This is a genomic window from Lysobacter antibioticus HS124 (assembly GCF_000336385.2).
Lineage (GTDB): Bacteria > Pseudomonadota > Gammaproteobacteria > Xanthomonadales > Xanthomonadaceae > Lysobacter > Lysobacter firmicutimachus.
Genome location: NZ_HG424450.1, coordinates 21,875 through 44,309, shown reverse-complemented (window position 1 = coordinate 44,309; position 22,435 = coordinate 21,875). Strand labels below are relative to the sequence as shown.

27 protein-coding genes are annotated in these 22,435 nt (G+C 67.5%); 3 read left to right on the top strand and 24 right to left on the bottom strand.

Translation table 11 applies throughout. From position 1 onward, the window contains the following. Positions 1-2: 2 nt before the first annotated feature. From TX83_RS02870 to TX83_RS02850, 5 genes are read right to left on the bottom strand one after another with little or no spacing between them, the layout of a single operon-like run. On the bottom strand, positions 3-443 hold the full coding sequence (locus TX83_RS02870; protein ID WP_064746412.1) for a hypothetical protein: 441 nt from the start codon (positions 441-443) through the stop codon (positions 3-5). Position 444: 1 nt separating this feature from the next. Then, entirely contained in the window at positions 445-2,604 is a 2,160-nt protein-coding gene (locus TX83_RS02865) for a phage tail protein (protein ID WP_064746411.1), read from the bottom strand. A gap of 46 nt (positions 2,605-2,650) precedes the next feature. After that, on the bottom strand, positions 2,651-2,854 hold the full coding sequence (locus TX83_RS02860; RefSeq protein WP_261369992.1) for a hypothetical protein: 204 nt from the start codon (positions 2,852-2,854) through the stop codon (positions 2,651-2,653). An 8-nt stretch (positions 2,855-2,862) separates the two neighbouring features. Then, the gene (locus tag TX83_RS02855; RefSeq protein WP_064746409.1) at positions 2,863-3,099 is read right to left on the bottom strand and encodes a hypothetical protein; all 237 of its coding nucleotides are present in this window, start codon (positions 3,097-3,099) and stop codon (positions 2,863-2,865) included. A gap of 31 nt (positions 3,100-3,130) precedes the next feature. Next, the gene (locus TX83_RS02850) at positions 3,131-3,946 is read right to left on the bottom strand and encodes a phage BR0599 family protein (protein WP_064746408.1); all 816 of its coding nucleotides are present in this window, start codon (positions 3,944-3,946) and stop codon (positions 3,131-3,133) included. Between the two features lie 47 nt (positions 3,947-3,993). On the opposite strand from TX83_RS02850, the gene TX83_RS22495 reads away from it, so the two are divergent. Then, a complete protein-coding gene (locus TX83_RS22495; RefSeq protein WP_141233319.1) occupies positions 3,994-4,338 on the top strand; it encodes a hypothetical protein in 345 nt (114 codons plus the stop codon). On the opposite strand, the gene TX83_RS02845 is transcribed toward TX83_RS22495, so the two are convergent. The 3 genes from TX83_RS02845 to TX83_RS02835 are packed head-to-tail and all read right to left on the bottom strand — an operon-like array spanning position 4,278 to position 8,215. Next, a complete protein-coding gene (locus TX83_RS02845; RefSeq protein ID WP_141233318.1) occupies positions 4,278-6,011 on the bottom strand; it encodes a hypothetical protein in 1,734 nt (577 codons plus the stop codon). The two genes, TX83_RS22495 and TX83_RS02845, sit on opposite strands and share 61 nt — an antisense overlap. 12 nt (positions 6,012-6,023) lie before the next feature. Further along, positions 6,024-6,959 carry a hypothetical protein gene (locus TX83_RS02840; protein WP_064746406.1) on the bottom strand — a complete coding sequence of 312 codons (936 nt, stop codon included), beginning with the start codon at positions 6,957-6,959 and terminating at the stop codon, positions 6,024-6,026. Then, positions 6,959-8,215: a hypothetical protein gene (locus TX83_RS02835; protein ID WP_141233317.1), complete on the bottom strand. Its 1,257-nt coding sequence runs from the start codon at positions 8,213-8,215 to the stop codon at positions 6,959-6,961. Before TX83_RS02835 ends, TX83_RS02840 begins: the two co-directional genes overlap by 1 nt. 403 nt (positions 8,216-8,618) lie before the next feature. On the opposite strand from TX83_RS02835, the gene TX83_RS22490 reads away from it, so the two are divergent. Continuing rightward, positions 8,619-8,909, top strand: a complete 291-nt coding sequence (locus TX83_RS22490; RefSeq protein WP_141233316.1) for a hypothetical protein — start codon at positions 8,619-8,621, stop codon at positions 8,907-8,909. Between the two features lie 226 nt (positions 8,910-9,135). On the opposite strand, the gene TX83_RS02830 is transcribed toward TX83_RS22490, so the two are convergent. Both TX83_RS02830 and TX83_RS22485 read right to left on the bottom strand, forming a co-directional pair. Beyond that, a complete protein-coding gene (locus tag TX83_RS02830) occupies positions 9,136-12,390 on the bottom strand; it encodes a tape measure protein (protein WP_064746404.1) in 3,255 nt (1,084 codons plus the stop codon). Positions 12,391-12,393: 3 nt separating this feature from the next. Beyond that, the gene (locus tag TX83_RS22485; protein ID WP_141233315.1) at positions 12,394-12,648 is read right to left on the bottom strand and encodes a hypothetical protein; all 255 of its coding nucleotides are present in this window, start codon (positions 12,646-12,648) and stop codon (positions 12,394-12,396) included. Between TX83_RS22485 and TX83_RS02825 the strand changes: the two genes are divergently transcribed. Further along, on the top strand, positions 12,638-12,874 hold the full coding sequence (locus TX83_RS02825; RefSeq protein ID WP_064746403.1) for a hypothetical protein: 237 nt from the start codon (positions 12,638-12,640) through the stop codon (positions 12,872-12,874). The two genes, TX83_RS22485 and TX83_RS02825, sit on opposite strands and share 11 nt — an antisense overlap. On the opposite strand, the gene TX83_RS02820 is transcribed toward TX83_RS02825, so the two are convergent. Genes TX83_RS02820 through TX83_RS02760 form a run of 14 tightly spaced genes read right to left on the bottom strand, consistent with a single transcriptional unit; the run spans position 12,847 to position 22,432 of the window. Beyond that, positions 12,847-13,323, bottom strand: a complete 477-nt coding sequence (locus TX83_RS02820; RefSeq protein WP_064746402.1) for a glycoside hydrolase family 24 protein — start codon at positions 13,321-13,323, stop codon at positions 12,847-12,849. The two genes, TX83_RS02825 and TX83_RS02820, sit on opposite strands and share 28 nt — an antisense overlap. Next, a complete protein-coding gene (locus tag TX83_RS02815; RefSeq protein ID WP_064746401.1) occupies positions 13,304-13,525 on the bottom strand; it encodes a hypothetical protein in 222 nt (73 codons plus the stop codon). The genes TX83_RS02820 and TX83_RS02815 overlap by 20 nt, the downstream gene beginning before the upstream one ends. Then, complete coding sequence (locus TX83_RS23750) at positions 13,522-13,650, bottom strand: hypothetical protein (protein ID WP_261369990.1); 129 nt, start codon at positions 13,648-13,650, stop codon at positions 13,522-13,524. Before TX83_RS23750 ends, TX83_RS02815 begins: the two co-directional genes overlap by 4 nt. Positions 13,651-13,706: 56 nt before the next feature. After that, the gene (locus TX83_RS02810; RefSeq protein ID WP_064746400.1) at positions 13,707-14,138 is read right to left on the bottom strand and encodes a DUF6631 family protein; all 432 of its coding nucleotides are present in this window, start codon (positions 14,136-14,138) and stop codon (positions 13,707-13,709) included. Continuing rightward, entirely contained in the window at positions 14,138-14,896 is a 759-nt protein-coding gene (locus tag TX83_RS02805; RefSeq protein ID WP_064746399.1) for a hypothetical protein, read from the bottom strand. Before TX83_RS02805 ends, TX83_RS02810 begins: the two co-directional genes overlap by 1 nt. Before the next feature lie 53 nt (positions 14,897-14,949). Then, positions 14,950-15,507, bottom strand: coding sequence for a hypothetical protein (locus tag TX83_RS02800; protein ID WP_064746398.1), 558 nt, complete (start codon positions 15,505-15,507; stop codon positions 14,950-14,952). After that, positions 15,507-15,926 carry a hypothetical protein gene (locus TX83_RS02795; RefSeq protein ID WP_064746397.1) on the bottom strand — a complete coding sequence of 140 codons (420 nt, stop codon included), beginning with the start codon at positions 15,924-15,926 and terminating at the stop codon, positions 15,507-15,509. The genes TX83_RS02800 and TX83_RS02795 overlap by 1 nt, the downstream gene beginning before the upstream one ends. Before the next feature lies 1 nt (position 15,927). Then, on the bottom strand, positions 15,928-16,218 hold the full coding sequence (locus TX83_RS02790) for a head-tail joining protein (RefSeq protein WP_064746396.1): 291 nt from the start codon (positions 16,216-16,218) through the stop codon (positions 15,928-15,930). Further along, positions 16,215-17,228, bottom strand: a complete 1,014-nt coding sequence (locus TX83_RS02785) for a major capsid protein (RefSeq protein WP_261369989.1) — start codon at positions 17,226-17,228, stop codon at positions 16,215-16,217. Before TX83_RS02785 ends, TX83_RS02790 begins: the two co-directional genes overlap by 4 nt. Before the next feature lie 3 nt (positions 17,229-17,231). Beyond that, a complete protein-coding gene (locus TX83_RS02780) occupies positions 17,232-17,627 on the bottom strand; it encodes a head decoration protein (protein ID WP_261369988.1) in 396 nt (131 codons plus the stop codon). After that, complete coding sequence (locus TX83_RS02775; RefSeq protein ID WP_064746395.1) at positions 17,624-18,787, bottom strand: S49 family peptidase; 1,164 nt, start codon at positions 18,785-18,787, stop codon at positions 17,624-17,626. The genes TX83_RS02780 and TX83_RS02775 overlap by 4 nt, the downstream gene beginning before the upstream one ends. Beyond that, a complete protein-coding gene (locus tag TX83_RS02770; RefSeq protein WP_064746394.1) occupies positions 18,784-20,277 on the bottom strand; it encodes a phage portal protein in 1,494 nt (497 codons plus the stop codon). Before TX83_RS02770 ends, TX83_RS02775 begins: the two co-directional genes overlap by 4 nt. 2 nt (positions 20,278-20,279) lie before the next feature. After that, positions 20,280-20,498, bottom strand: coding sequence for a phage head-tail joining protein (locus tag TX83_RS02765; protein ID WP_064746393.1), 219 nt, complete (start codon positions 20,496-20,498; stop codon positions 20,280-20,282). After that, positions 20,495-22,432 carry a phage terminase large subunit family protein gene (locus tag TX83_RS02760; protein ID WP_064746392.1) on the bottom strand — a complete coding sequence of 646 codons (1,938 nt, stop codon included), beginning with the start codon at positions 22,430-22,432 and terminating at the stop codon, positions 20,495-20,497. The genes TX83_RS02765 and TX83_RS02760 overlap by 4 nt, the downstream gene beginning before the upstream one ends. Positions 22,433-22,435: the final 3 nt, after the last annotated feature.

Here is a 22,435-nt window from a genome sequence, read left to right as displayed (position 1 = left end):
TCCTAGTCGATGCAGAACGCGATGCCGTCGAGCGACAGCCATTGAACGGTTCCGCTCAACGGTTGAACCACGATTACGTCGCCAGTCGCTGTGATATCGATGCGGGTCGGCTCGTTCCGATCGCTGATGCATGCGAACAGATGGCGCATCGGTGGCCGTAGGCCTGCGGGTAGGCGAAATGCTGTCGACCCGCCGGCGCCGTCCTTGATCAGCCCCCGCAGATACACACGGCTCCCGTCGTTACGGTAGGCGGGTGCTGCGAACGGATCGCCGAAAGCGATCCACGGCGCTTCCAACTGGGCCAGTTGCCATGCCCCCCTCCGCATGTTCGCGATGGCAGTCAGGGTCGCGGCCTTGGTTTGTCCGCCCTGGACCAGGGGCACCAGTTCGGCCCCGACCAGTTGGGCCGCTGCCGGCAGTTGGGAGAGCTTGAGATTCGCCATATCACTCCATTAGCAGGTAGTCGCCGGCTTCGCTGACCAGCTCGTCGCTGGTCTCCGTTCGAAGCAGGCCGTTCTTGAAGTCGAAGGTGTGCGTGGCCTTCTGCCAGCTCGCCAGCCCATCGCGCATCGAACCGGTCTCGGCGCGCACTCGGTGCGCGCCCTTGAGTGGCGAGGCGTAGCTGGCGCCGCTGATCGGCGCCGGGCCGTCGAGGACGCTGCCGGCGATGGCATCAAGGAGCCGGACGACATACGCCGTTCCCGCCTCCGGCCCGATCGATCCTTGTCCGTGGTCGATCAACTGGTCTGCCTGCAAGCGGCGATCGCGATGCGCCCAGTCCACCACGAGATCGCCGTCGACGGCATCCGGGTAGCGGGCGCCGGCCAGTTTCAGGTCGCCCGGCGGGTACGGCCGCGCCTGGCGCTGCGCCAAGCGCACGTTGTCGATCGGCGCCAGCGCGGGGTCCAACTGCGCGCTCGACGTGCGGGTCAGCAGCTTGGCCTCAACGGTCTCGCCGGCGCTGTAGTCCATGGGGTCGGCCGCGGCGAAATCGTCGTAGAACCAAATCCGGGCGCCCTCGGCGTGCGGCACCGGAACGGTATCGGCGCAGCCGCGCGCCAGCGTCGTGGTCTGGGACTGCGGATCGATCGCCACGACGCGGACCAGCTCGTCCTCGATCCAGGCCGCGGTACCGGCCGCCACTTGATCCAGCGCGCGTCCGGCCGCGAGCTGGACAGCGGTCGTTGTTGCCGTGAGGGCACCGGCCAGGATCGCGGTGGGGCACCAATCGCCCGTGCCGGCCTCGGCGAAGGCGCCGCCACCGGTCCGCGTGGCCAGGATGTAGTTCAACGCCAGGCCGCCCGGCTGTTCGCCTACGGCCAGAACCGCCCCTGCGTCCGTTGGCAGCGTCGCCAGCGCGACCGAGTCCAGTGTGGTCGCCAGGTCGCGGTAGCCGGCCTCGAACAGCCGGTGCGTCGGTGCCGGCTGCGGCGTGCGGTCCGGCGGTAGCCAGATCGGGGGCTGCGGCTGGAGGTAGCTGGTGGCCGGCAGGCCGAACACGTCCTGCACGGCCTGAACGGTGATGGCGCCTTCGGCGATCCGCCCGTCGTCGAAGGTGCCGGCACGCAGAACCAGGGTGCCGATCTCGCGGAACGGATCGCGGATGCAGAACACGCTGCCGGGAGCCAGCACGCCGCCGCGCCGGTCGAGCTTGATCTTGAACCGCTTCAAGGCCGAACAGGCGATCGACAGGTCGCGCGTGCCGACCCGCGCCGCGAGCTCGGCGGTCGGCAGGCCACGGTACTCGGTGGTGGTGGAGGCGACGCCACCGGTGGCTTGGATGCCGGCCAGGTCCTGCACCCGGACCTGCCGCTCCTCGTCTTTGATCGGGTCGTACCAGGTCACGATGACCTGATTGACCGCCGCATCCTGGGCGCCGCCTTCGTCCTCCTCGATCGCCAGCAGCCCGGATTCGTAGTCGAACAGCGGCAGATCGTCGACGCGGTAGTCGTCGCGCAGCAGCCGCAGCGTGGACCGGCCGGTGCTGCGGTCGGTGTACTGCGCGGCGCCGATGTGGTCGATCACGACCTGCATGAAGTCACTGATCGCGGTCTGCCGCGCCCAGCGCAGGCACAGGCCGAAGCCTTCGGCGTGCAGCGTGTCGGCGGCGCGGCGATAGCTGGCGTCGTCCAGCAGGCCGCGGTCCAGCCCTCGGCCCCAGTCCCGGTTCGTCAAGCACTCGACCAGGATGTGCGCCGGGTTCATGGCGCGGATGGCGCCGTTCGCCAGCCAGATCACCGCCTTCTCGGGATACCACGGCGCCCCGTCCCAACCGGCCAACGCGCGGCGCGCGCGGGTCTTCCACGGCTTCGGGTACGGGTTGTTCGCCGTGATCTGGCCGTCGAAATACATCGTTGCGCCACCGCGGAACGCGGGCGTGGGGGTGCCGTGCAGGGCCGCCAGCGCCGGCAATACGGCTTGATCGGCATCCCCCATGAGCACGTCGAGCGTGCCCTTGATCCCGCCCTCGCCCTTGTCCCCGCCGAACAGGTCGGGCTTGTTGATGACGATCCGGCCGCTCTTGGTGACCGAGCCCTTCCAGGCCTCCCGGTCGCCGCCCTGGATCTCGACGATCTCGTCCAGCGGTCCTCGTGCGAGGCCCATGTGCAATCCGAACAGGTAGCGGTGACCGACCGTCTGCTTCCTACGACTACCCACGCGCCGCCTCCGCGCGCGCGAACGCGACCAAATGGACACCCAGCGCGTCGCCGGTGGCCTCGATGGCTTGGGCGTCGATGCCCTCGCGCACGAAAGCGCTCCAGTCCAAGCCGTAGTAGGCGAACCATTCGCGCCCGCCTTGGGCGCAGAATCCCGGCCGCGCACCGAAGCCCGGCGCGCGGCGAAGGTGGTCCAAGGTTACGATCACTTCTTGCCCCCCTTTTGTTTGATCGCTTGCGTGCGGTACTGGCCGACGCCGAGCACCATCCAATCCGAGATCCACACGTCGCCGAATATCACCGCCTGCGGCGTGCCCTCGGTGGCCTGGGGGAACTGGAAGTCGCCGAACGCCGCCGGCTTGGGCTGCGGCGGTTTCGGCCGTGCGGCCGCCGAGACGAAATAACTGACCAGCCAAATCGCGAGCTGGACCCAGATGTTCATAAGTGGGACTCGAAAAGGAGCGGCGACGCCGCTAGAAGATCGGCGTGCCGTCGAAGGGGGATTTTCCGGGCAGCCCCGGCACGCCGCCGTAGTTCGGCGCATTGGCGAACTTGCTGTGGCAGATCGCGATGGTTCGGCCGCAACCGGGATAGGCGACGACGGCCTGGCCGACGCGCAGGCCGTCGCCGGCCCCGAGCAAGATCAGCCGTTCGCCTTCGTGGAAGCGAATGCCGCGTCGCTCGATGCCGGCCTCGCCCAGATCCCAGGCCAAGAAGCCGCCAGCCAACCACCCGTTCGGCAGCAGGCCGAACTCGCCGGCCGTGACGATGTTGCCGGCGACCGTCGTCAAGGATGCCGGCACCCGATGCGCTTCGGGATTGACCCGGCAGTTGCGGTCGTAGAGCGTGTGCGGGCAGCCGCGCGTCCAGGCCAGGCGTAGGCCGGGCTGTCCGAGCGCGGCGTCCAGCGACTGGCAGCGAATCTCGCTCGCTTCCAGGCGGGGCCGGTTGACCCCGGCCACGCGCCCGACCCAGGCCACCCGCGCCTCGGCGTCGCCCTCATGGACGTCGCGGATGAACACCGAGACTTCGGTCGAAGGCGGCAGGCCGCGGTACCACCGGGCGATCTCGAAATCGCCCGGCGCGGTGATCGTCAGCACATCGCTGGCGACGTGGCCGGACTGGCGGATGCCGTCGTCGCTGATAGCAATGGCGCGATACGCCTGCGTGTCGAGTTCGAAGTCGCGATCGCCACCCGTGTAGCGCCAGCGCTGGGCTCCGCGTACAAACTCGTACAGTCGCCGCGGATTTCCGGCGGCTGTGGAAAGCTCAAATTGATCGAAGGACAACGTAACCCTTGCTAGACTGAACTTGATAGATCAAGGACGGACTTGCCATGCCTAAAGAAGCAACCATGTCGCCCCAAGAGTTCGCGCAGTACTGCGCGGACCACATCGAGGCCCTTCACAAAGGCGCCGCTCAAGCCAGCAGTCGAATTTCCGCTCTTCAGATCATCTTGGACGCGGTAATCAGTGCACATCCGAACCCCAAGGGCATTCTTGGCGTGTTGGAAATGGCTCGCCCCGAACTTGTCGATAGCCTGGTAGACACTCCGCCGGAGGGGGATGCCGCTATTTGGCATGACGCACGACAAGAGGCATTTAAGGCGGCCCTAAGCCATTACACTGAATTCCTTGAGAAGCTCATTGCTCTCCGTAAATCCGACGACGAGGACGATTGATCGATATCTCGCACCGCCCTGAGCACGGTCGCTGCATCAGCGGCGCCGTCGCTGTCGGTGTGGTGTTCGATTTCGGTCTCGTCGCTATCGGCGCGGGACAGGACCAGGAAGCTGATCCGCTTCACGTCGCGCCGGCGCACGTCCACGCCCAGCGTGGCGTCGAGGGTGATGCGATCCGTCACCTCGTCCAGGCTGGCCGCGGCGGTGATCCGGCGATGGAAGGTCCGACCGTCGCGAAGCTCGATCCGCAGGTCGCGGCGTCCCGGCCGTAGGCCGCCGAACCGCGCCAGGCCGACGTTGGCCACGTCCGCCGCCGTGGCGGTGCCGGCCACCGGGGCCACCAGGGACAAGTCGTTGGCGTGGGTCGGCCGCCAAACGACAGCCTGGCGGCCCCGCAGGGCGTACAGCCAGGACCGGACCCGCGCGCGCTCGGCGCGACCGTGCATCCGCCAGCGATGCGATTTGGTCACCGCCGCCCAGTCGGTCGGGTCCAGCACGAACGGTGTCCCGAACTCATTATCCAAGGTGAGCAGCGCCCGCTGCCATCCGGCCGACAACGATTCGGATTCGTCGGGGCGATCGGCCAGGACGGGGTGTCCCCGGTAGATCGGCGCATCCAGCAGCGGCGGCCAATCGCAGGGCTCGACCACATCGAACCGCACTGCGATCGACGCGGCCTGGTCGGTCAGGCGGGTTACCTTGGGCGCTTCGGCCAATCGGGCGGTACGAACCGGGTAGAGCCGGGTACCCCGCGGCCAGGCGCGGGTGGTCGGATGCCGCAGCGTCAGGCGGTCGGCGCCAATGGACTCGACCTCAGCGACCTCGGTGTCAAACGCGGTCGGGCCACGCAGCAGCACCAGGCCGCCAAGCCGGAAGTCCCGATACGTCGGGTCGCAGGTCAGGAGACGGGTGCCGAGCGCGTGATCGGCGCCCAACCACTGACCGTCCGGCCAGACCGGCAGCGCCCAGGTTCGACCACCCCAACCAAACACGGCCAGGTCGAGCAGCACCCGCTCGCGGCCGTCCACGATCAGGGTCGCTTCGAACGACCGCCGCGGCGTCGAGCGTAGCCCGCGCCGTTGCTCGATCTGCAGGGGGCTGGTCAGGATGTCCGTGCGCCAGGCCAGCCGCTCCAACACGCCACTCGACCAATCCGGGACAAAGCCGAAGGCAACGATGCGCTGGCCGGTGATCAGGACCGGGATCGGGGCGAAGCCGTCGAAGTGAAACGCCAGGCTGGCGCCGATGACCGGCGGCCCGTCCGTTCCGACCGCGACCTGCCAGGTCCGCTCCGACAGCGGCGCGAACGGCAGCGGCGGCACGCCGGGCGCGGTCAAGACGATGCCTTCGCCGCCGGTCAGCGTCGCTCCGGTCAGGGTCAGCGCGCGGCTGCGGAAGGCGTTCCAGACGCGCACCGCACGGCGTTGCACGCTGCTGACGTTGCCGAGGTTTAGCGTCCGCGGCTCGACGTAGACGCGGTCGAAGAAGTCGTCGCCGAAGAGTGGCTGCACGGCTCCCCGACGGGCATCCGCGACATGCTGCGGAACGACGACCGTACGGCGACCAAATTGGGGCTCGGCGCCGAGCGCACTGCCGGGCCGATCGAGCCCGGTGCGCGAGGGGAAATAGTCGCCCTGACCGCTGAAGGTCAGCGGCCAAAGACCATGCCACATGGGGTCGAATCGCTACTCGATGATGCGGTACGCGTAGCCGTACACGCCGCTGTTGGGCGTTCCGGCCGGTCCGTTCTTGCGGTGCACCGGGAACACCTTCCAGCGATCGTCGCCCAGCACCAGCTCCTCGCCGGGCGCATAGCTGTCGAGGCGAATGAAACGCAGATCCGGCGGATGGCCGATGTCGGAGTACAGATCGGCACCTCGCGGCACCGCGCACCACAGCGGGTACGTCGGCGAACGGCCTGTCAATGCGCTGTGTCCGATGTCCTTCAACAGGTTGATCGGCGAGGCTTTGCCCCGCCAACCGCACAGCAAACGAAGGCTGTCGCTGGGCGAATCCGAAACCGAATGCCAGCGCGGCGCCACCCCATCAAAATCTGCGCGGACTCGGGTCACTGGCGGCATGAAGTTGGCCCAGTGATCGTCGAATGCGATCGCATGATGGTAGTCATCGGGACTATTGATGTAACGCGAATCGTAGAACCACTGGCTTCCGTACACGTACTGCCCGGTGTTTACCGAGCCGGCGGCCACTAGACGGCCCGTGCCGAAGTGCTTGAACGTACCGGCTTGGGTCTCCAGCACCACATGCAGGTAGGGTCGAGGCGCGTTTCGGCCGAAGAAGTGCACCGCACTGTAGGGACCTTGCAGGTAGTTGGACCACGCCGGGGCACTGGCCTCGGATTGGACATCGGGATTGGCAGTCGTGGCAAAGCCGGTGTGGCCAAAGACGCCGATGTACGGCGGCGGCCGACTTCCGTCGCCGCCCGTCAGCTCAGAAAAGAAGGTCGCGTACAGTCCCGCTGCATGGAGGCTGAGCGCCTTGCCGGGCTTTGCGGTCCGGTCTCGGAGCCCGTCGATCGACCACCCGGCCTCTTGGGCGAACAGCCGCAGCTTGTCGAGCAATTCGCCGGGGTCGTTTGCCGCCGAAGTCGCGTAGGCCATCAGTCCAGTTTCAGTGCGAAATAGTTGTCGGGCGAGGTGCGAAAGGCGTTCTGAAACGCCAGCCAGGAGGCGCCGTCATGGTCGATACGCGACTCGGAGGCCGTGCCAAAGCCCGTCGTCCAGCCGCAGCCGTCGAACTCGCCAAAGGCGTGGCGCGGCGTCGTGTTTCCCAGCACCAACGGCAACACAGGCGAGGAGTCGTCCAGGTTTGCGCGCAGATAGCTTCGGTGACCGTCCACCGACATGGCGCTGGGGTAGACCTTGCCGGGCGTTTCCTGATCCCCGTACTCCGTATTGCCAACCGCGAAGCGATTGCTGTGCGGCCGCCAGACGTTATCCGGGTAATTGGCCGCCACCCCGTATCGGCCCGGGTCGAAGAAGCAGCGGAAGTTCGAATCCGTCGCATCGGGGGTCAGGGTCTCTAGCGAGCCGCAGGCCCCGACGACCAGGGGATACTCATGGATCGAAGGCGGCTCATAGGCGTGGGCGAACCCCAGGTAGGCGCTCAGGTAGACGGTGCCCACTCGGGCCACGATTACCAGCCGCTGCCCGTTGATCGCCAGCCAGTAGGCGAACGGGCCATTGCGCAATGGCAGGCAGCGCAGGCCGCTGTGGTTGGTCTGGGTTCGAACGCTACGAAGCGGGTTGTAAGACCGGAAGCCGTACCAATTGAGGTTGTAGGCCGCCCGCGCTGGGTCCTCATACAGTTCGGCGCCCAGGTAGATGGCCTTTTGGCCGTCGAGCCCCGGCGCTTGGACGATCCACTGCGCCCGGTCCTCGAGTTCGAAGTCGGCGTTGAGGTCGGTGTGGAAGCTGACGTCGGCCAGTTCCAGGGAATCGCCGCCGGCACTGGCGGTGACCAGCACTCGCCAGAAGCGGGTCGCAGCACCGGTGGCCGTAACCGTGTAGGTGCGTCGCAGCCGAGCGGTCGGCCAGGTCTGGCCGGCCCAGGCCTGAACGCGCGACCAGACCACGCCGTCGTCGGATCGCTGCAGTTCGAAGGCGGCTGGGCCGCGCGTGCTGGTGTCGCCGATGCCCAGGGTCACGGCCTTCACCGCTGCCGGGCCGATCATTTCAATCGTGGCCTGCGCCGGGAGCTCAGCGTTCGGCCGAGACGACCAGGTATCGGTGCGATTGTCGAAGACGGCATCCGGACTGGCGAGGTTCGTCGTGCGGGCCCCCGGATTACGACAGCCAAATCGCCGTAGCAGTCGCCAAGGTGGCGACGTGTTCAAAGTGAAGCGATCGCCACGCACGAATGGTGTCGTTCCCGCGTTGATGCGAAATTGGATGCGATCGGTTTCGAACGGTTGGCCTACATGCGCAACCCCCAGAACGCCAGACGCAGATCCAGTCACCTGGAAACGATCAGAGTCCAGCGCGGTGAGCGTTCCTGCCTCCGCTACGCTGGAAGAGCCACCGCGATACCCACCAACGCTTCCATCTGATGCTGTCAGCGATCCATCGCCAACCCCGAAGCGCTGAACGCCCCAAGCATGACCTTCGCTGCAAAGAGCAGATTCCAGTCGATCAAGTAGGTCGTAATAGCTACTTGCCACACCTGTTCGTATTGTCATTTTTGATTCGTGAGGTCGCCGTTTGCTTGCATTCCGCCTGGCGGTAAATTAACCCTGGATCTCCTAAAATGGAGATTCTGATATGTCAGTCTTCGAAACCATGGACAATCTCAACTCAATCGATGCTTGGAGCCTGATAAAGGGAGGCTCTTCTGAATACTCAGTTGAGCCGAATGAGCATGGGTACACGTTCAGTTCTTTGTCTGGCGACAAGGGACATTCGGACTTCCAGCGGCTAGTTCGTCTGCTGAAGAAACTCGTCAACAATGGCGTGCTATCTGATCGAACCAAATTCCATTCTGATCATGACCACGGCGATGGCGGGTACAACCTAGTTTTCGCGATAGAGAACGAACCATCGTCGGCTCTCTGATCAGCGGTCGTCCATTGGTTTGCATGTTAGCCAAGATGATCTGACGAGATGAACGTTCCGTCCGACGCGGCCGTTGGCTGGCTGTCAGATCGTTGTCTTGGAAGGAGGGAAAGGCGACTCACGTGGGACTCGACACGTGAGTCGCCTGCGGCCGGTAGAAGCAGCTCTTAGGGGAAGCTCGGCGCGCCCGTTCACGGTACGCCAGTAGTGCGGCGTCGTGAGGCCGCTACGCAAGATCCTGACGAACGGTTGGGGCATTGGCCCGAATGGTGGAAAGGATAACTTGCCGACCCGCCTGGGTACCCATCACGTTGACGATCTCGCGCGGGTCCAGGTAGAGGACGTTCGTAATTTGCGAAGCACGCTGCTCAGCAGAATTCGAACCGGGTCGTTCGGCCATGGAGCGAGGTCGCGGCACTGGCGGCACGGGGGAGGGTGCCACGAATCCGCCGGTGGCGTATCCGCGCAGGCCATCCAGCGCGGCCATGCCAACGCGATTGAACCGCTCCAGAAACGACCGCGCGCCGGGCTGGCGAACCACCTCGCGGCGATGCACGAACTCGCCGCGATGCACGATGCCGGCCGGGGCGTACTTTGGGCCGATGCCGGTGAAGCCGCCTGCGGCGAAAAGTCCGCTCGCCTTCTTGGTCGCGTTGGCGGCCAGCAAGGTCATCGCCGCCGTCTGCATTGCCGCGGCGGACTTCAGGACCACGCCGCCGGCCACTCCCAACGCCAACGAGGCGCCAGTGATCGGGGTGGCGTACGCGGCGCCCGCCGCGGCCGCTTGAACCGGGTCCGGCTGGGCGACGTCCGGGGCTTTTCCGCCGCCCACCAGCTTGCCCACCACCGACATCAGCTTGGCTGTGGCCAGCGCCGCCAGTTGCTGCGAGGCCAGTTGCGCCAGCGACCGGGCCATATCCTGCACCAACCCGGTGAGGGCTTGTCGCAGAGTCAATGTGCCCGTCGCCAGCCCTTCCAATGCGGTGCTGAGGCCCGACTCGAACCCGTTGCTCAAGGTGACCAGCAACTCGTTCGATTGGACCTTCAGGGCGGCGACCTGCGCCGTCAAATCCTTGACCCGCTCGATGGCCTCCGGCGAACCGGTCTTGGCCGCCAACGCATCCATCTTCGGCAGGAGCTGATCGACCTCAGCCGCGGTGCGGCCGTGCAACTCCAGCAACTCGCGGCGCACGCCGATCTCGGTCAACGCACCGGCCTGCTGCCGGGTCTGGATCGACTGTTCCTGGCGCGATTGATCGCCGAACACGCGATCAACCTGTGCCTGCAAGTCATCCAGTTGGGCGCGCGCGACCTCGGTGTCGATGCTCAGGTTGAGCTTGAGCCAATCCGCCGTGCGCCCACGCTTGAGCAGTTCGGCCAAGGATTCCCGGTGTTCCAGCAGCAACTCGCGCTGGCGGGCAACGGCCGTGTCGCCTCGGTTGCGCAGCAGGCCGGCTTCCGCTTCGGCCACCGTCCGATCCAGTTCTTCGTCGGTCTTCTTTTCCTTCTTGTCCTCGCGGTCCTGCGCCCTCTTCTGTTGCTTGGCGAGGCGCTGGGCGGCCCTCTGCGCCTGGTCGGCCTCTCGCCGTGCCTTGATCTGCGCGCGGTCCTCCGCAGACGACGCCTTGGCGGCCTCGCGCTCACGGACCTGCTCATCGATGAGCTTGCGTGTCGCTTCCGTCAGCTGTGCGACATCTTTGACCCCGGCGGCTTTGACTGCCCGGTACTCCAGCGCCGCGCGTAGCCCCTTCTCGCGCTCGATCCGCTCGATCTTGAGCTTCTCGTTCTGGTCCATCAGATTTCTGGCGAAATCGGCCGCATCCTTGCTGGCTTGCTGTCGGGTTCGTCCGCCGGTCGCCTGCGCCGCGCGGAGGTCGGTTAGCGACTTGCGGACCGTCTCGAATTCGGCGTTGGTCCGCTTGAGCTGGGTTTGGACGCGGGCGATTTCGCCGTCCAGTTCCTCGCCAAACAGCAGCCGCCCGGCGCTCTGCCCCTCATTGAAGTGACCACCGCCCCAGCCTCGGCGGATACCCTCCAGGTCCTCCAACTCCTTTCGTAGTTGGTCGCGCTGGGCGATCAAGCGCTTGCCGACATCGACGCCTGCGTCGATGTCCTGCTGCTGGCGAAACCGCTGTGCGGCCTGGATCGTGCCCTCGAACTCGAGCTTGGCCGCCCTAGCGCTCGCGCTGGCGCTGGCGAAGGCGCTCGCCAGCAGGGTCACGCCGGTGATGGCTAGGCCCAGTGGACCGCCCATCAGCGTCAGCACGGTGGACAGCCCGCGAACGGCGAGGGCCTTCGCGCCCACCGCCGCGGTCGCCGCGTGAGTGGCCGCCGTAGTCCGAGCCTGCGCCGCGGCGAGCGCGGCTTCGGCCGTCGTCGCCCCCGCGGTGCCGGCGCCGGCCAGCGCGAGCGCTCGGGCGCGCGCCAGTTCGGCCTGCGCCGCCGATTCCGCCGCACGGGCCTGGGCCAGTTCTTCCAGCGCCAACTGCCGGGTTTGGCGCAGGCTCTGAAGCTTCGCGGCGCCGGCCGTGGCCAGGTTCGCGATGAATCGCCCGAGCGCCGCAACGATGACCACACCGACCACGTTCGCCAAGCCGTCGAAGTTCTGCGACAGTCCTTGGATCGACTGCGCGATCGCCGCCGACGTCCCACTGGCTCGATCCTGCTGACCGACAAATCGGGTGAAGGCGCTATCGAGCTGGGTGAGGCTACGCTCGATGGTCAGCGGAAGCTGGCCGAACTCGGTGGCGATCTTGCGAGCCTGCTCGCCCGAGAACGCCTTGCGTAGCTGGTCGCTGGTGAGCTTTCCGGCCTCGGCCAGGGCCTTCAGTTCACCGACTGTCACGCCCATGCTCTTGGCCAGTGCCTGCATCAGGCGTGGACCCGCGTCATTGATCGAGTTGAACTCGTCGCCGCTGAGCCGGCCGGCAGCGAAGGCCTGACTCAACTGGACGATGACCGATGCCGTTTCCGCAGCCGTAGCGCCGGAGACGGCCAGAGCTTTGTTGATCGTTTCGGTCAGTCCCAGGACTTCCCTCTGCGAGCCGCCCTGATCCTGCAATGCGCTGGTCAAGCGCCCGAACAGCGTGGCGGTCGAATCCAGTTGGGTCGACGTACGCTGCGCGATCGCAAAGACCGTCGCTTCGGCTTGATTAAAGCCGGCCTGCGAGGTCGTCGCCAGCTTGATCTTGGCCGCCAGATTCGCATAGCTGTCGGCCGCTCGGACCAGACGGCTGACCGCGTCGCCCACGCCCTGGAGGCCGACAAATGCGATGAGCTGGGTCTTGGCCTGCGCCAGTTGCTTGCTGATCGACGCGACGCTGGCGCGGACCTGATTGAACGGTCTGCGGCTACGGCTTCCGGCTTGCTCGGCCTCGGTGGCGAAGCTGCGTACCTGCCGGCTGGACTGCTGGAGCGCAGCATTCAGCGCCGCAGCGTTGCCCTTGAGCAGCAGCGTGATCGTCGTGTCGCGATTGGCCATGGCTCAGGGATGCGGCGGGTTCGCCGGTGGGTTCGGCTGCCAGCCGCACAGGCGGCGGCCGGCTTCGTTATGCGCCAGGATCTGTCGAGCGGTCAGATCCGTCAGTTGATCCTGACGGGACACCCGAATCGGCCGCGTCCAGGCGCAGCCGGTCGTCGCCTCCGTCACGCGACCAGTCGTCGTACAGGCGGTCAGCAGCGGAATCAGGCACAGCCACCGCCAACGGCGACGGGCTGCCGGATGGCAGTTGAAGAACATCGGTCTCTACCTCGGTGCGTACTTCGCTGTCGCGACGCTCGCGTTCTGCGGTCATCGCACGGCGTTCGGCGTCGACCACCCGCCGCTCGGTGTGTTCGCGCGCCCGACGCGCGCCCTGGATGCGCCCCCAGCCGAACGCTGCCAGGACGGCGACGAAGGCGGCCAGCACCGCGGCACCCCACGCTTGGAGTCGGGCGATCACGCGAGCTGGCCTCCGGCCTTCTGATAGACCGCCAGCAACGTCTCCAGCGGCAGCTCGCGCTGGCCGTAGCCGGCGTCCGGCAACGACGCCCAGGTCTTGCGCGACTTGCGGATGGCCGAGCTGATCCAGCCCTTCTTGATGTCGGCCAGCGCCCCGGTCTCGCGCAGCAGTTCAATCGCGGCGCGGTCCTGCGACGCCGGGCCGAAGTCTGGCAGCTTGAGCCGGAGACGCAGGCTGTTCCAGGTCTTCCACAGGAACTGATAGCGCCCCGCGGCGGTCGAGTTGATCCGATACTTCGGCAGCCACACCATCTTCCGCGGGTGGTCGCTATAGGACGTGGAGCGCTCGCCGCCGACCATGACGTCATAGCCGTGGTGATCGCTGAATCGCTCCACGCCTTCGGCATGGGCGATCATGTCCAGAAAGGCGACGACGTTCTGGCCGCCAGCCTGCTCAGCGGAGAGTCGTGCCATCGGCCCCTCGCTGCTGGAACAGGCGACCGATCAGACCGAGCAGGAGGATGCCCGCCGTTACCGTGGCCGCGAGCCGGTCGGGCACGTGCGTGCGCAGATCCTCGGGGAGGTTCAGCCAGACACCTTGCAGGGCGATGGCGAAGGTCATCGCCTGCACGCTGACGAAGCGCCAAGCCTGGCGCCAGTTGTCGATTAGTTTCATGGGGGCTTCCGAAGGGAGGTAACGAAGGCGGTGACGTCCTTGCCGCCGGCAAAGCCGGCGTTGACGTCTTCGATGCGATCGGCGCGCAGCGCGCGCTCGCGCTGGACTGCGACGCGGTAGAACAAGGCAAGCTGGCGGGCGGTGGCGCGCTCGATCCACGGCCAGTCGTGGCCGTGGGCGATCAGGGTGGCGAGGACGCTGGGCCAGTCGCTGTCGGAACCGCACGACGCAGCTCCAGTGCCGCCAGCACGCGCTGCAGAAAAAAATCGGCGTTGACCGCCCAGAACGTCAGCAACAGCAGGTCGCCGTGGGCGCCGGAGAGGGCTTGGACCCAGTCGGCCGGCTGGTCGCAGGCCTGAGCGAGCAGTGCGATGGTGGCTGCGGGGTGTTGGGCGCAGACCCGGTGCAGGCGACCCAGATCGATGTTGCCGTCATCGGTCTGCTCGACCAGGTCGGCGACCAGGGCCGCGATGGCGTCGTGCAGCTTCAGGCTTTCGAAGAAGCCGATCTCGCGCACGGTGACGGTGCGATCGCCGAGCGGCAGCGTCCGATTCGGTTGCAACACGACCAGTTCATCGGCAGCGGGCTGGGGGCGTCGAACTTTGCGCGCCATTACACCCTCGCCAGTTCGATGCGGCCGAAGCCGCCCAGGTCCGGGTCCAGCGCGCGCGACTCATCGAATAGGGCCGCACCCGACAGTTGCAGGCTGCCCCACTCCTCCGAGATCAGCGCCAGCTGCTCGATGGGATTGAAAGTCAGGCGGTACAGCGTCACCTTGGCGCGCTGACCGGTGACGGTGTTGATCCCGTCCAGAATCAGCATCCGCTCCGGCGGCGGGGTGTTGAACAGGGCGATGTTGACCGTCTCGCCGTGCTTGTAGCTGGCCTTGAACGGCTGGGTCAGGCCGTCGACCTTGCGCAAGCCGATCACACCGCCGGACGCCGACTCCGTCCACCAATTCGCCGCCGGCACCGTGACCGGCGGATTGGCGCTGTCAGTAATCGCGACGTCGCTGACCCAGCCGCGATCGAGCGCGATCAAGTCGTTGGCCTTCAGGCCTGGCGGCAGCAGTTCGTTGTTGACCGATCCCGCCGGCAGGGTCGCTGGAATCGAGTACAGGCCCTCGGCCAGGTTTTCCGGGGTCGCCTCGTCCAGGGTCAGATTGACGTTGGCGGTCTTCGACTGGACCAAGCGGCCGTATAGCAGGCGATTGCCACTGAACGATTCGAACTTGTCCGAGTTTTGGACTTCCAGCGCGAGTTCGAGCTGGGGCGCGTTGCCGACCCAGCGCAGCGGACCGGGCTTGCCGGTGGACTGGCGCTGGGCGAGGTAGACCTTGCCCTGGAACGAAAAGAGGTTCGGCGCGGCCATCGGGTCGCGTGCTCCTATATATGGGTGTGGGGCCGCCGATGGGCGGCCGAGACTCAGCGGCGCAACGAGCGCAGCAGTTGCCGATCCAGATCGGCGGTGATCACGTCCAGGCCGGCCTGCGCCATGCGCGCCGGGCGGTCGCCTTTGCGCAGCATCTGGGCCAGCGACGGGCCGAACAGCGGCTCGATGGGGTAGCGCGGCACGCGGCGGTGGCCGCCGCTGCCGATCAGGGGCTCGCGCTCCCAAGCCTTGTCGATGCCCTGGCCGCGCCGCGCACGGACGAAGCCGTGGGGTTCGTGGCCTGGCCGGTTGCGGAAGATTCGGTACCGAAGACCGGACGGTGTCCCGCGCCCGGCGAAGTTCAGCAGGCCGATGCCGCGCACCCGGCCCACCAGCGCAATGCCGTCCCGGGTGATGCGCACGCTCAACCCATCGCGTATCCGGGTCGCCGACAGCGCGTATTCGGTCTGGATGTCGCGGCGCGCCAGGACCGGCCAGCGGCGTCGGAGCGTGCCGAGCGCGCGGCGCTGCGCGACCAGCACCTTGCCCGGCAGATCGCTGAGGCGCTGGGCGGTCTCCAGGGCGCCATCGGCGTTGATCGAAACCTGCATCAGCGCCGGTATCGCACGGTCAGCGTGACCTGCACCGCCACCACCGCCAGCCCCTCGGGCCGGTCGAGAAACACGATGTCCTCGACCTGCAACGGCAGGGCCTGGGGCAGCGGAATCCAGGCGTCGAGCGCGTCCTCGACATCGGCGGCGATGGCGTGGGCGCGGGCATGGGCGTCATGGAGATGCGCCGGCAGAGTCGCTTCGACCATGGCCTGAAGCAGCCGATGCTGGCCATGCGGCTTCTGGGTGTCGCGCTGCACGCCCAGTGCGGCCAGCGTCAGCCCCGGCACGTCGGGTCCGGCGTGCTGGACCGGCTCCAGCGCCACAGCACTGCCGATGTCGGTCCGATAGCCGCCATCGGTGCGGATATCGGCCAGGCGCGCAGCGATCCGCTCCAGCAGCGCCCAGGTCGGCGTCATATCAGCCATGCAGGACGGCCTCATTGACCAGACCGTCGTCGCGTACGATCGCTTCAACCGGATACGCACGGCCGGCGATCGTGACCACGTCGCCGCGACGGAACGCCCAGTCGGTGTTTCGCGCGACGACATGCCGAGCCCGACCGACGACCTGCTGGAACTCCCCCAGGCGCTCGACGCCATCGCGCACAATCAGCCGGATCGACGCCGAGGGGTTAGGTGGGCGTTGAACCTGCGTGACGGCGCCGAGCGCTTCGAAGACTACGGCGTCCATTGTCACGAACGCGTTCATAGGGTGACCTTGACCAACAGGCCGGGGCGCTGGCAGACCGGCAGCGGGTTAGACTGCGTATGCAGATCGGTACCACGGTCGAACTTGCGCGGCTCCTGCTTGGCGTACAGCAGCTGGCCCGGCGTGTTCACGGTCTCGTTAAAGTCAGCCGGGGCGACGTAGGTTGCGAACGTGTCCAGCGTGCCAACCGGGAACGCATGACCTTCGCTCTTGGCGATGAACCGGACCGGTTCCTGCCCCTCGATGCCGGTGCTGACCGTGGCTCGGTACTCCTCGAACACCACCCCCGCCATCGCGAATCCCGCGCGTTGATCGCTGCGGAAAAACTCGCCGTTCTGCCAATCCTTCCACGCTTCCTTGATGTTCTCGTGGTTTGTCAGCTTAGTCATGAAGTCTTCGCCAACCAGCACGCGCACACCGGTCATGCGCTCGCCCAGCAAGTTGTCCTCCATCCAGTGCTTGAGCTCGATGCACTTGTCGCGGATGCTGGTATCGGGATTGGCCAGTTCGAACGAGAACACCTTCGGCGTGATGTCGAAGACCTTGTAGAAGTCGATCAGCTCGGTGCCGTCGGCATCCAGGACGATGCCCTTAAGCGCGCCCATGCGCAGATGCTCCAGGGTGATCGCGTGCTTGTTGCGCATCGTCTGGAGCTTGTCGGCCATGACGCCGGCCAGCGTCGCCAGTTCGGTCTCCGACCCAAACGCGCGCACGCCGATCACTTCCTCGGGCAGGACGACATCGTCGTGCGGGATGTGCGGGATGGTCAGCGCACGCAGGTTGCGACTGCCGCGCGTGCCGACCGTGCCCGGCGCGCCGACCGGCTTGGTCGGCAGCAGGTTCAGCACGCCGTTGCGCATCTCGATCGAGACTTGGCGCGTGCGCACCGGCTTGATCGGGAACAGATTTAGCTCGTCCAGCCGGCCGTAGGTGTTCGGCAGCAGGTTGATTGCGGCGGTCAGCGAGCTGACCGAGAAGGCGGGGTTGTTGAAGGGGTTGTTCATCGACATGGATCAGACTCCCTGACGGACGAGCACGCCGAGGGCACGCAGCTGCTGGACCGCCGCGGCGCGGTGTTCGGGGGTAGCGGTGCGGGGCCAGACGAGGTAGCGATCCGAGACCGTGGCGTGGCGCACGACGACGATGCCGTCCGGGCTGGGGTCGACACTGGTGGTGATCGGCACGATCACCACCCCGGCCGCCTGCTCGCGGCCATCGGTAGCGACAGGATCGAAAGCGGCGTACTGGCCCGTCGCGGTGATGCGACCGACCATCTGGCCCAGGACGAGCACCTGGTTGGGCGCGACGGCGACCTGATCGCGCGAGTAGAGGTGATCGGCTTCGAGCTTGAGCAGATCGCCCAGGTTCGGCCCCTCAAAGACCGGGGGATACGTGGTCAGTCGGCTCACAGCGCCCTCCGGATCGCGTCGGCGCGCGCCTTTGCGGCGGCGATCAAGGGATTGCTGGCCGCATGGGCCTGCGGCGCCGGGTCGGTCGGCGTCAGGTGGCTGGCGATCTCCGGCGACTGCGCGCGCAATCCGAGCAGGCGCTGGCGCGCGGTGGCGGCGGTAATGCCTTCGGCGAGGTAGCTCGCGGTCAGGGCCGGCTGGCCGGCCAGCTCGCACAGTTCGGCGATGGCGACGGCCTCGGCGTGCGCTTGCGCGCGCGCCGCATCGACGGCAGGCGCCGTCGATTCAGGGGTGGACATGGTGGGGTTCTCCGGGAATAGCGGACGGCTTGCGTCCAGTTCGGTATGCAGTTGCCGCACGGCATCGCCGAGCGTTCCGATCCGGTCGGCCAGGCCGGCATCGAGCGCGTCCTGGCCGAAGTACAACGCGGCTTCGGTTTGACGCACGGCATCGGCGGTCAGCCCGCGTTGGTCGGCGACGGTCAGGACGAACAGCTCGTAGAGTCGATTGACCTCGGTCTGGATCGAGCCGCGCGCTTCGTCGCTAAGCGGCGCATGCGGGCTGCCGTCGTTCTTGCGCGCGCCCGCGTGGATCGGGGTGTAGGTCAGACCGGCTTGGGTATCGCGCTGCGATTGATCGACGTGGAGGGCGATGACGCCAATCGAGCCGACCCCGGCGGTGCGGGTCAGGAACACGCGCGACGCCGCGCTCGCCAGGGCATAGGCCGCCGAGAACGCGGCGTCGTTGGCCACCGCCCAGATCGGCTTACGAGCACGCGCCGCCACGATCTGATCGGCCAGATCGAACACCCCCGCGGCTTCGCCGCCGGGGCTGTCGATGTCGAGCACGATGCCGCGTACGGCCTCGTCGGCCAGCGCCGTATCGAGCCGGCGCGCGATCGTTTGGTAACTCGTCAGCCCCGACAGCGCGTCCAGTCCGGCGGTTCGCTGCACCAACGTGCCGTGGATCGGCAGCACGTAGATGCCGCGTTCGTCGGCCAGACGCGGTGGTTGCGATGTGGGCGGGCCCAACAGCGGCGGCGGCACCGTCTGCAGTTCGAATTTCGGCGCCAACACGCTCAGGATCACGTCCAGCTTGGCGCGCTGGATCAGCAGCGGCGTGTTGAACACGCGCGCCGCTACATGGGGCAGTCCGGTCATTCGGTGGGTTCGGTCGAGGACGTCGCCCGTGAAGGCGGCGGGGGATGCCGGGCACCGCTGCGGGCGACCTGGCGCGGGTCGGTGTCGAACACCAGGCCGAGTTCATCGGCGCGGATGGCGTCGGCCGCGATTTCGAGATCGATGGTCTCCGCGTCGTAGCCGGAGCTGGCGATGGCTTCCGACCGCGACAACAGACCGGCGCGGATCGCCAGGATCATCGCGTTGAATTCCTTTTCCGGATCGACCCAGTTCCAGCCCTGCGGTACCCACTTGCAGGCACGGTACGCACGCTTGCGGCGGCGGTAGCCGGGCAGTTCGATCGCGCCGGACAACACCGCAGCATCCACGAAGGCGTTCCAGATCGGCCGGCACAGCTGGTAGACCAGCACCGAGTGCTGGACCATCTCGCAGCGGCGCCGAAACTCCAGCAGGCCGGCGCGGATCGACGAGTAGTTGACCCCGGTCAGATCGCCGGTCAGCTGCTCGTAGGTGATGCCCATCGCCGCGGCGACGGCGCGGAACTGCGAGCGCAGGAACGCTTCGTAGCTGGCGCCGACGTCGGCCGGCTGAGCGAAGGTGACGCTCTCGCCCGCCTCCAGAATCTGCAGGCTGCCCGGTTCCAGGCCCAGCGGCGCGTTGCCGTGTTCGTCGGGCGGGGCATCGCCCGGCAGCGGATCGTCGGGACCGTCGCGGGTGATGAACCCGGCGAACATCGCCGCCGTCTTCTTGCGTACCAGCTCGGCGTCGTCGTACTGGTCCAGCTCGTTCAGCTTGACCAGCGCGCGCGCCAGCCACGGCTCGCCACGGATCTGGCCCGGTCGTAGCGGCCGGAAGAGATGGAACACTTCGCTGGCGGGCACGCGGTAGGTGTCCAGCCCGCCCTGCCGACTCATCGGCGCCATCGCCCCGTCTTGAGGGTGCGAGAGGTAGAGGTGGTAGGCGACCCGGCGCCCGAGTCGGTCGAACTCGATCCCGGCGCGGATCACGTTGGCGTTGGGCTGCTCGCGGTTGAGGTGCAGCGGCAGGTGCTCCGGTTCCAGGAGCTGGATCTGCAAGGGAACCGCCAGACCATCGTCCGGGCGACGCGGGCGCAGCCGGACCAGACACTCGCCACCCTCCAGAAGCGCCCGGCAGGCCAGGGCTTGCAGTCCATAGAGGTCGGTCAGCCCCGCGGCGTCGGCTTCGTCCACGAAGTCCCGCCACAGGGCGTGCAGCGCCTCGCGCTGGGCGGTGTCGGCGATCAGCGACTGCGGCTTGATGCCGGTGCCGACCGCGTTGGCGACGAACGCCTCCACCGCGGCATTGGCCCAGGCGTTGCGCCGCACCAGGTCGCGCGAGCGCACCCGCAGCGCATCGCCGGTGGCGACCAGCGCGGCGACGGCGCCGGGATTGCCGGGTTGCCAGGCAGTCGAGCGCCGGCCGTGGCCCGCTACCTCATGGACCGGCGCGCCGCCGAACATCGCGGCGCGCAGCTTGCCCCACCAGGCCATGGTTAGAAGCCCTTGGCGGTGGTGGTCAGCAGGCGGCGGACGCGACGGGGGCGGCCCTCGGTGCCGGCGAGCGCGGCCTCGATTTCGCGGATCGCGGCCAGCAGCTCGTCCACGGAGCGGTACTCGACCAGGCGGTCGCCGAAACTGACGCGGCGCTCGCCGCGCGCGAGCGCGTTGCGCAGCGCCTGCAACTGTTCGTGGGTGTACGGAAGATCGCTCATTGCATGAAACGGCTCGAAATCACCCGACGCCGGGGGCGCGGGCCAGAAACAGAAAGGCCGCCCGAAGGGGCGGCCGTGGGAAGGGGTAGCGCAGTTGGAACGGGCGGTGCGGTCGGTGGGGCCAGACCCAACGTCCGCTCCATCTCCCGCCAGTGGCGTTCTTCGAAGCGGTCGACGCCGGCCTGCATCGCCGCGGCGCGCGCCATGACGTAGCAGTCGAGGGCTTCGTTGCGGTCGCGGCGCTTCTCCCAGACCCGCTGCGGATAGCCATGCCGGTCGCGTCGGGTGATCAGGTGCTCGGCGGTCAGCTGCTGGAGAAACTCGCCGTCGACCTTCGGCAGATGAACATAGCCCGCAGGAAACACCGGTTGCCCCTCCGGGCCGATGTCGATCGATAGCCGAAGGGCGTTGTACAGCTCGAGCTTGGCGATTCCGCCGGCGACGGCGAACAGCTTCAGGCCGCGGCGCAGTCGCTTGCCCGGCACGCTGACATCGACCGCGGTCGGGATGCCGATCAACGCGGCGCCGCTGCCGACGCCCTTCATCGGCAGCAGGCGCGGGTCGGCGACGTCCCGGGCGAAGGCGTACGCCTCCTGCGTCGCGTAGCCGGTGTCCAAGCCGAGCCGGGTCAGCGGCAGCAGCGCGCCGGAGGCGTGGGTCCATTGCTCGCGTACCAGTCCCGCCAGTTCGGCCCAGACCGCGGCGCGCGCCGTGTCGCCCATCAGCACCCGGTGTTCGACCAGCCAGGTCTCACGCTCCCGGCCGAAGGCCCAGACCGAGACCTCGATCCGGTCCTTCTGCACGTCGGCGCCGCCGGCCAGCAGCAAGCCCCCAATGGGCACGGTGCCGATCCGGTAGTCCTCGCGGCGCTCCAGCAGGCGCTCCCAATCCGGGGCTTCGCCTTCCTCTTCCCAGGTCTCGCCGAGCTCGGTGTTCTTGAACGCCTTGAGCGCGGTCGCTGAGTCCTGCGCCGCCTGCCAGGCGGCGGCGATGTCGGCCCAGCTGCGCCAGCCGACCGGCGAGTACAGCGACGACAGGTGATAGCCCGCGGTCTTGCCGCGGTTCTGCGGCGCCATGGCGATCCAGCGACCCGCCGCCAGCATCGCCGTCTTGTGATGCTCGCCGATCGGCCGCTCGCAGGCCTCGCAGATGTAGCGGGCCGAGCGCGGATCGTCCCACGTCCAGCGCAGCTGTTCGAACCGCAGCCATTGTTCGTGGGCGCAATGCGGGCACGGCACGAAATACCGGCGCTGGTCGGACGCCAGGTACTCGCGCTCGATGGTCGAGGCGCCGGCAATCGTCGGCGTCGACACCAGCAGGATCTTGCGGCGGGTGAAGGTGCGGGTGCGGGCTTCGGCCAGCGCCACCGCGTCGCCTTCGCCCTCCACGTCGCGCGGGTAGCCGTCCACCTCGTCCAGAAACAGGTAGCGGACCGGCATCGAGCGCAGGCCGACCGCGCTGTTGGCGCCGGTCAGGACCAGAACCCCGCCGCGGAACTCCTTGGCGAGGATGGTGTTGCCCGAATCGCGTGCGCGCGAGGGCGCGATGCGCTCGCGCAGCGACGGCGATTCCTCAATCAGCGGATCGACCCGCTGCTTGGAGTTGCGCTTGGCCATCTCGACCGTGGGCGCCACGGCCATCATCGGCCCCGGCGCGCACGCGATCACATAGCCGATCCAGTTGTTCCCGCACTCGGTGCCGCCGACCTGCGCGCCCTTCATGAATACGACGCGCTCGATCGCCGAGGCCGGCGACAGGTCGTTCATGATGTCGCGCAGGTACGGCGTGCGCGCGGTGCGCCATCGCCCGGGCTCCGACGACGAGGTGCTCGACAGCACCCGGTCCCGGTCCGCCCAGTCCGACACGTCCAAGAACGGATCGGGCGTTAGCCCGTCGCGCCAGGCGCGGGCGACCTCATCGAAGCCGTCGTACAACGA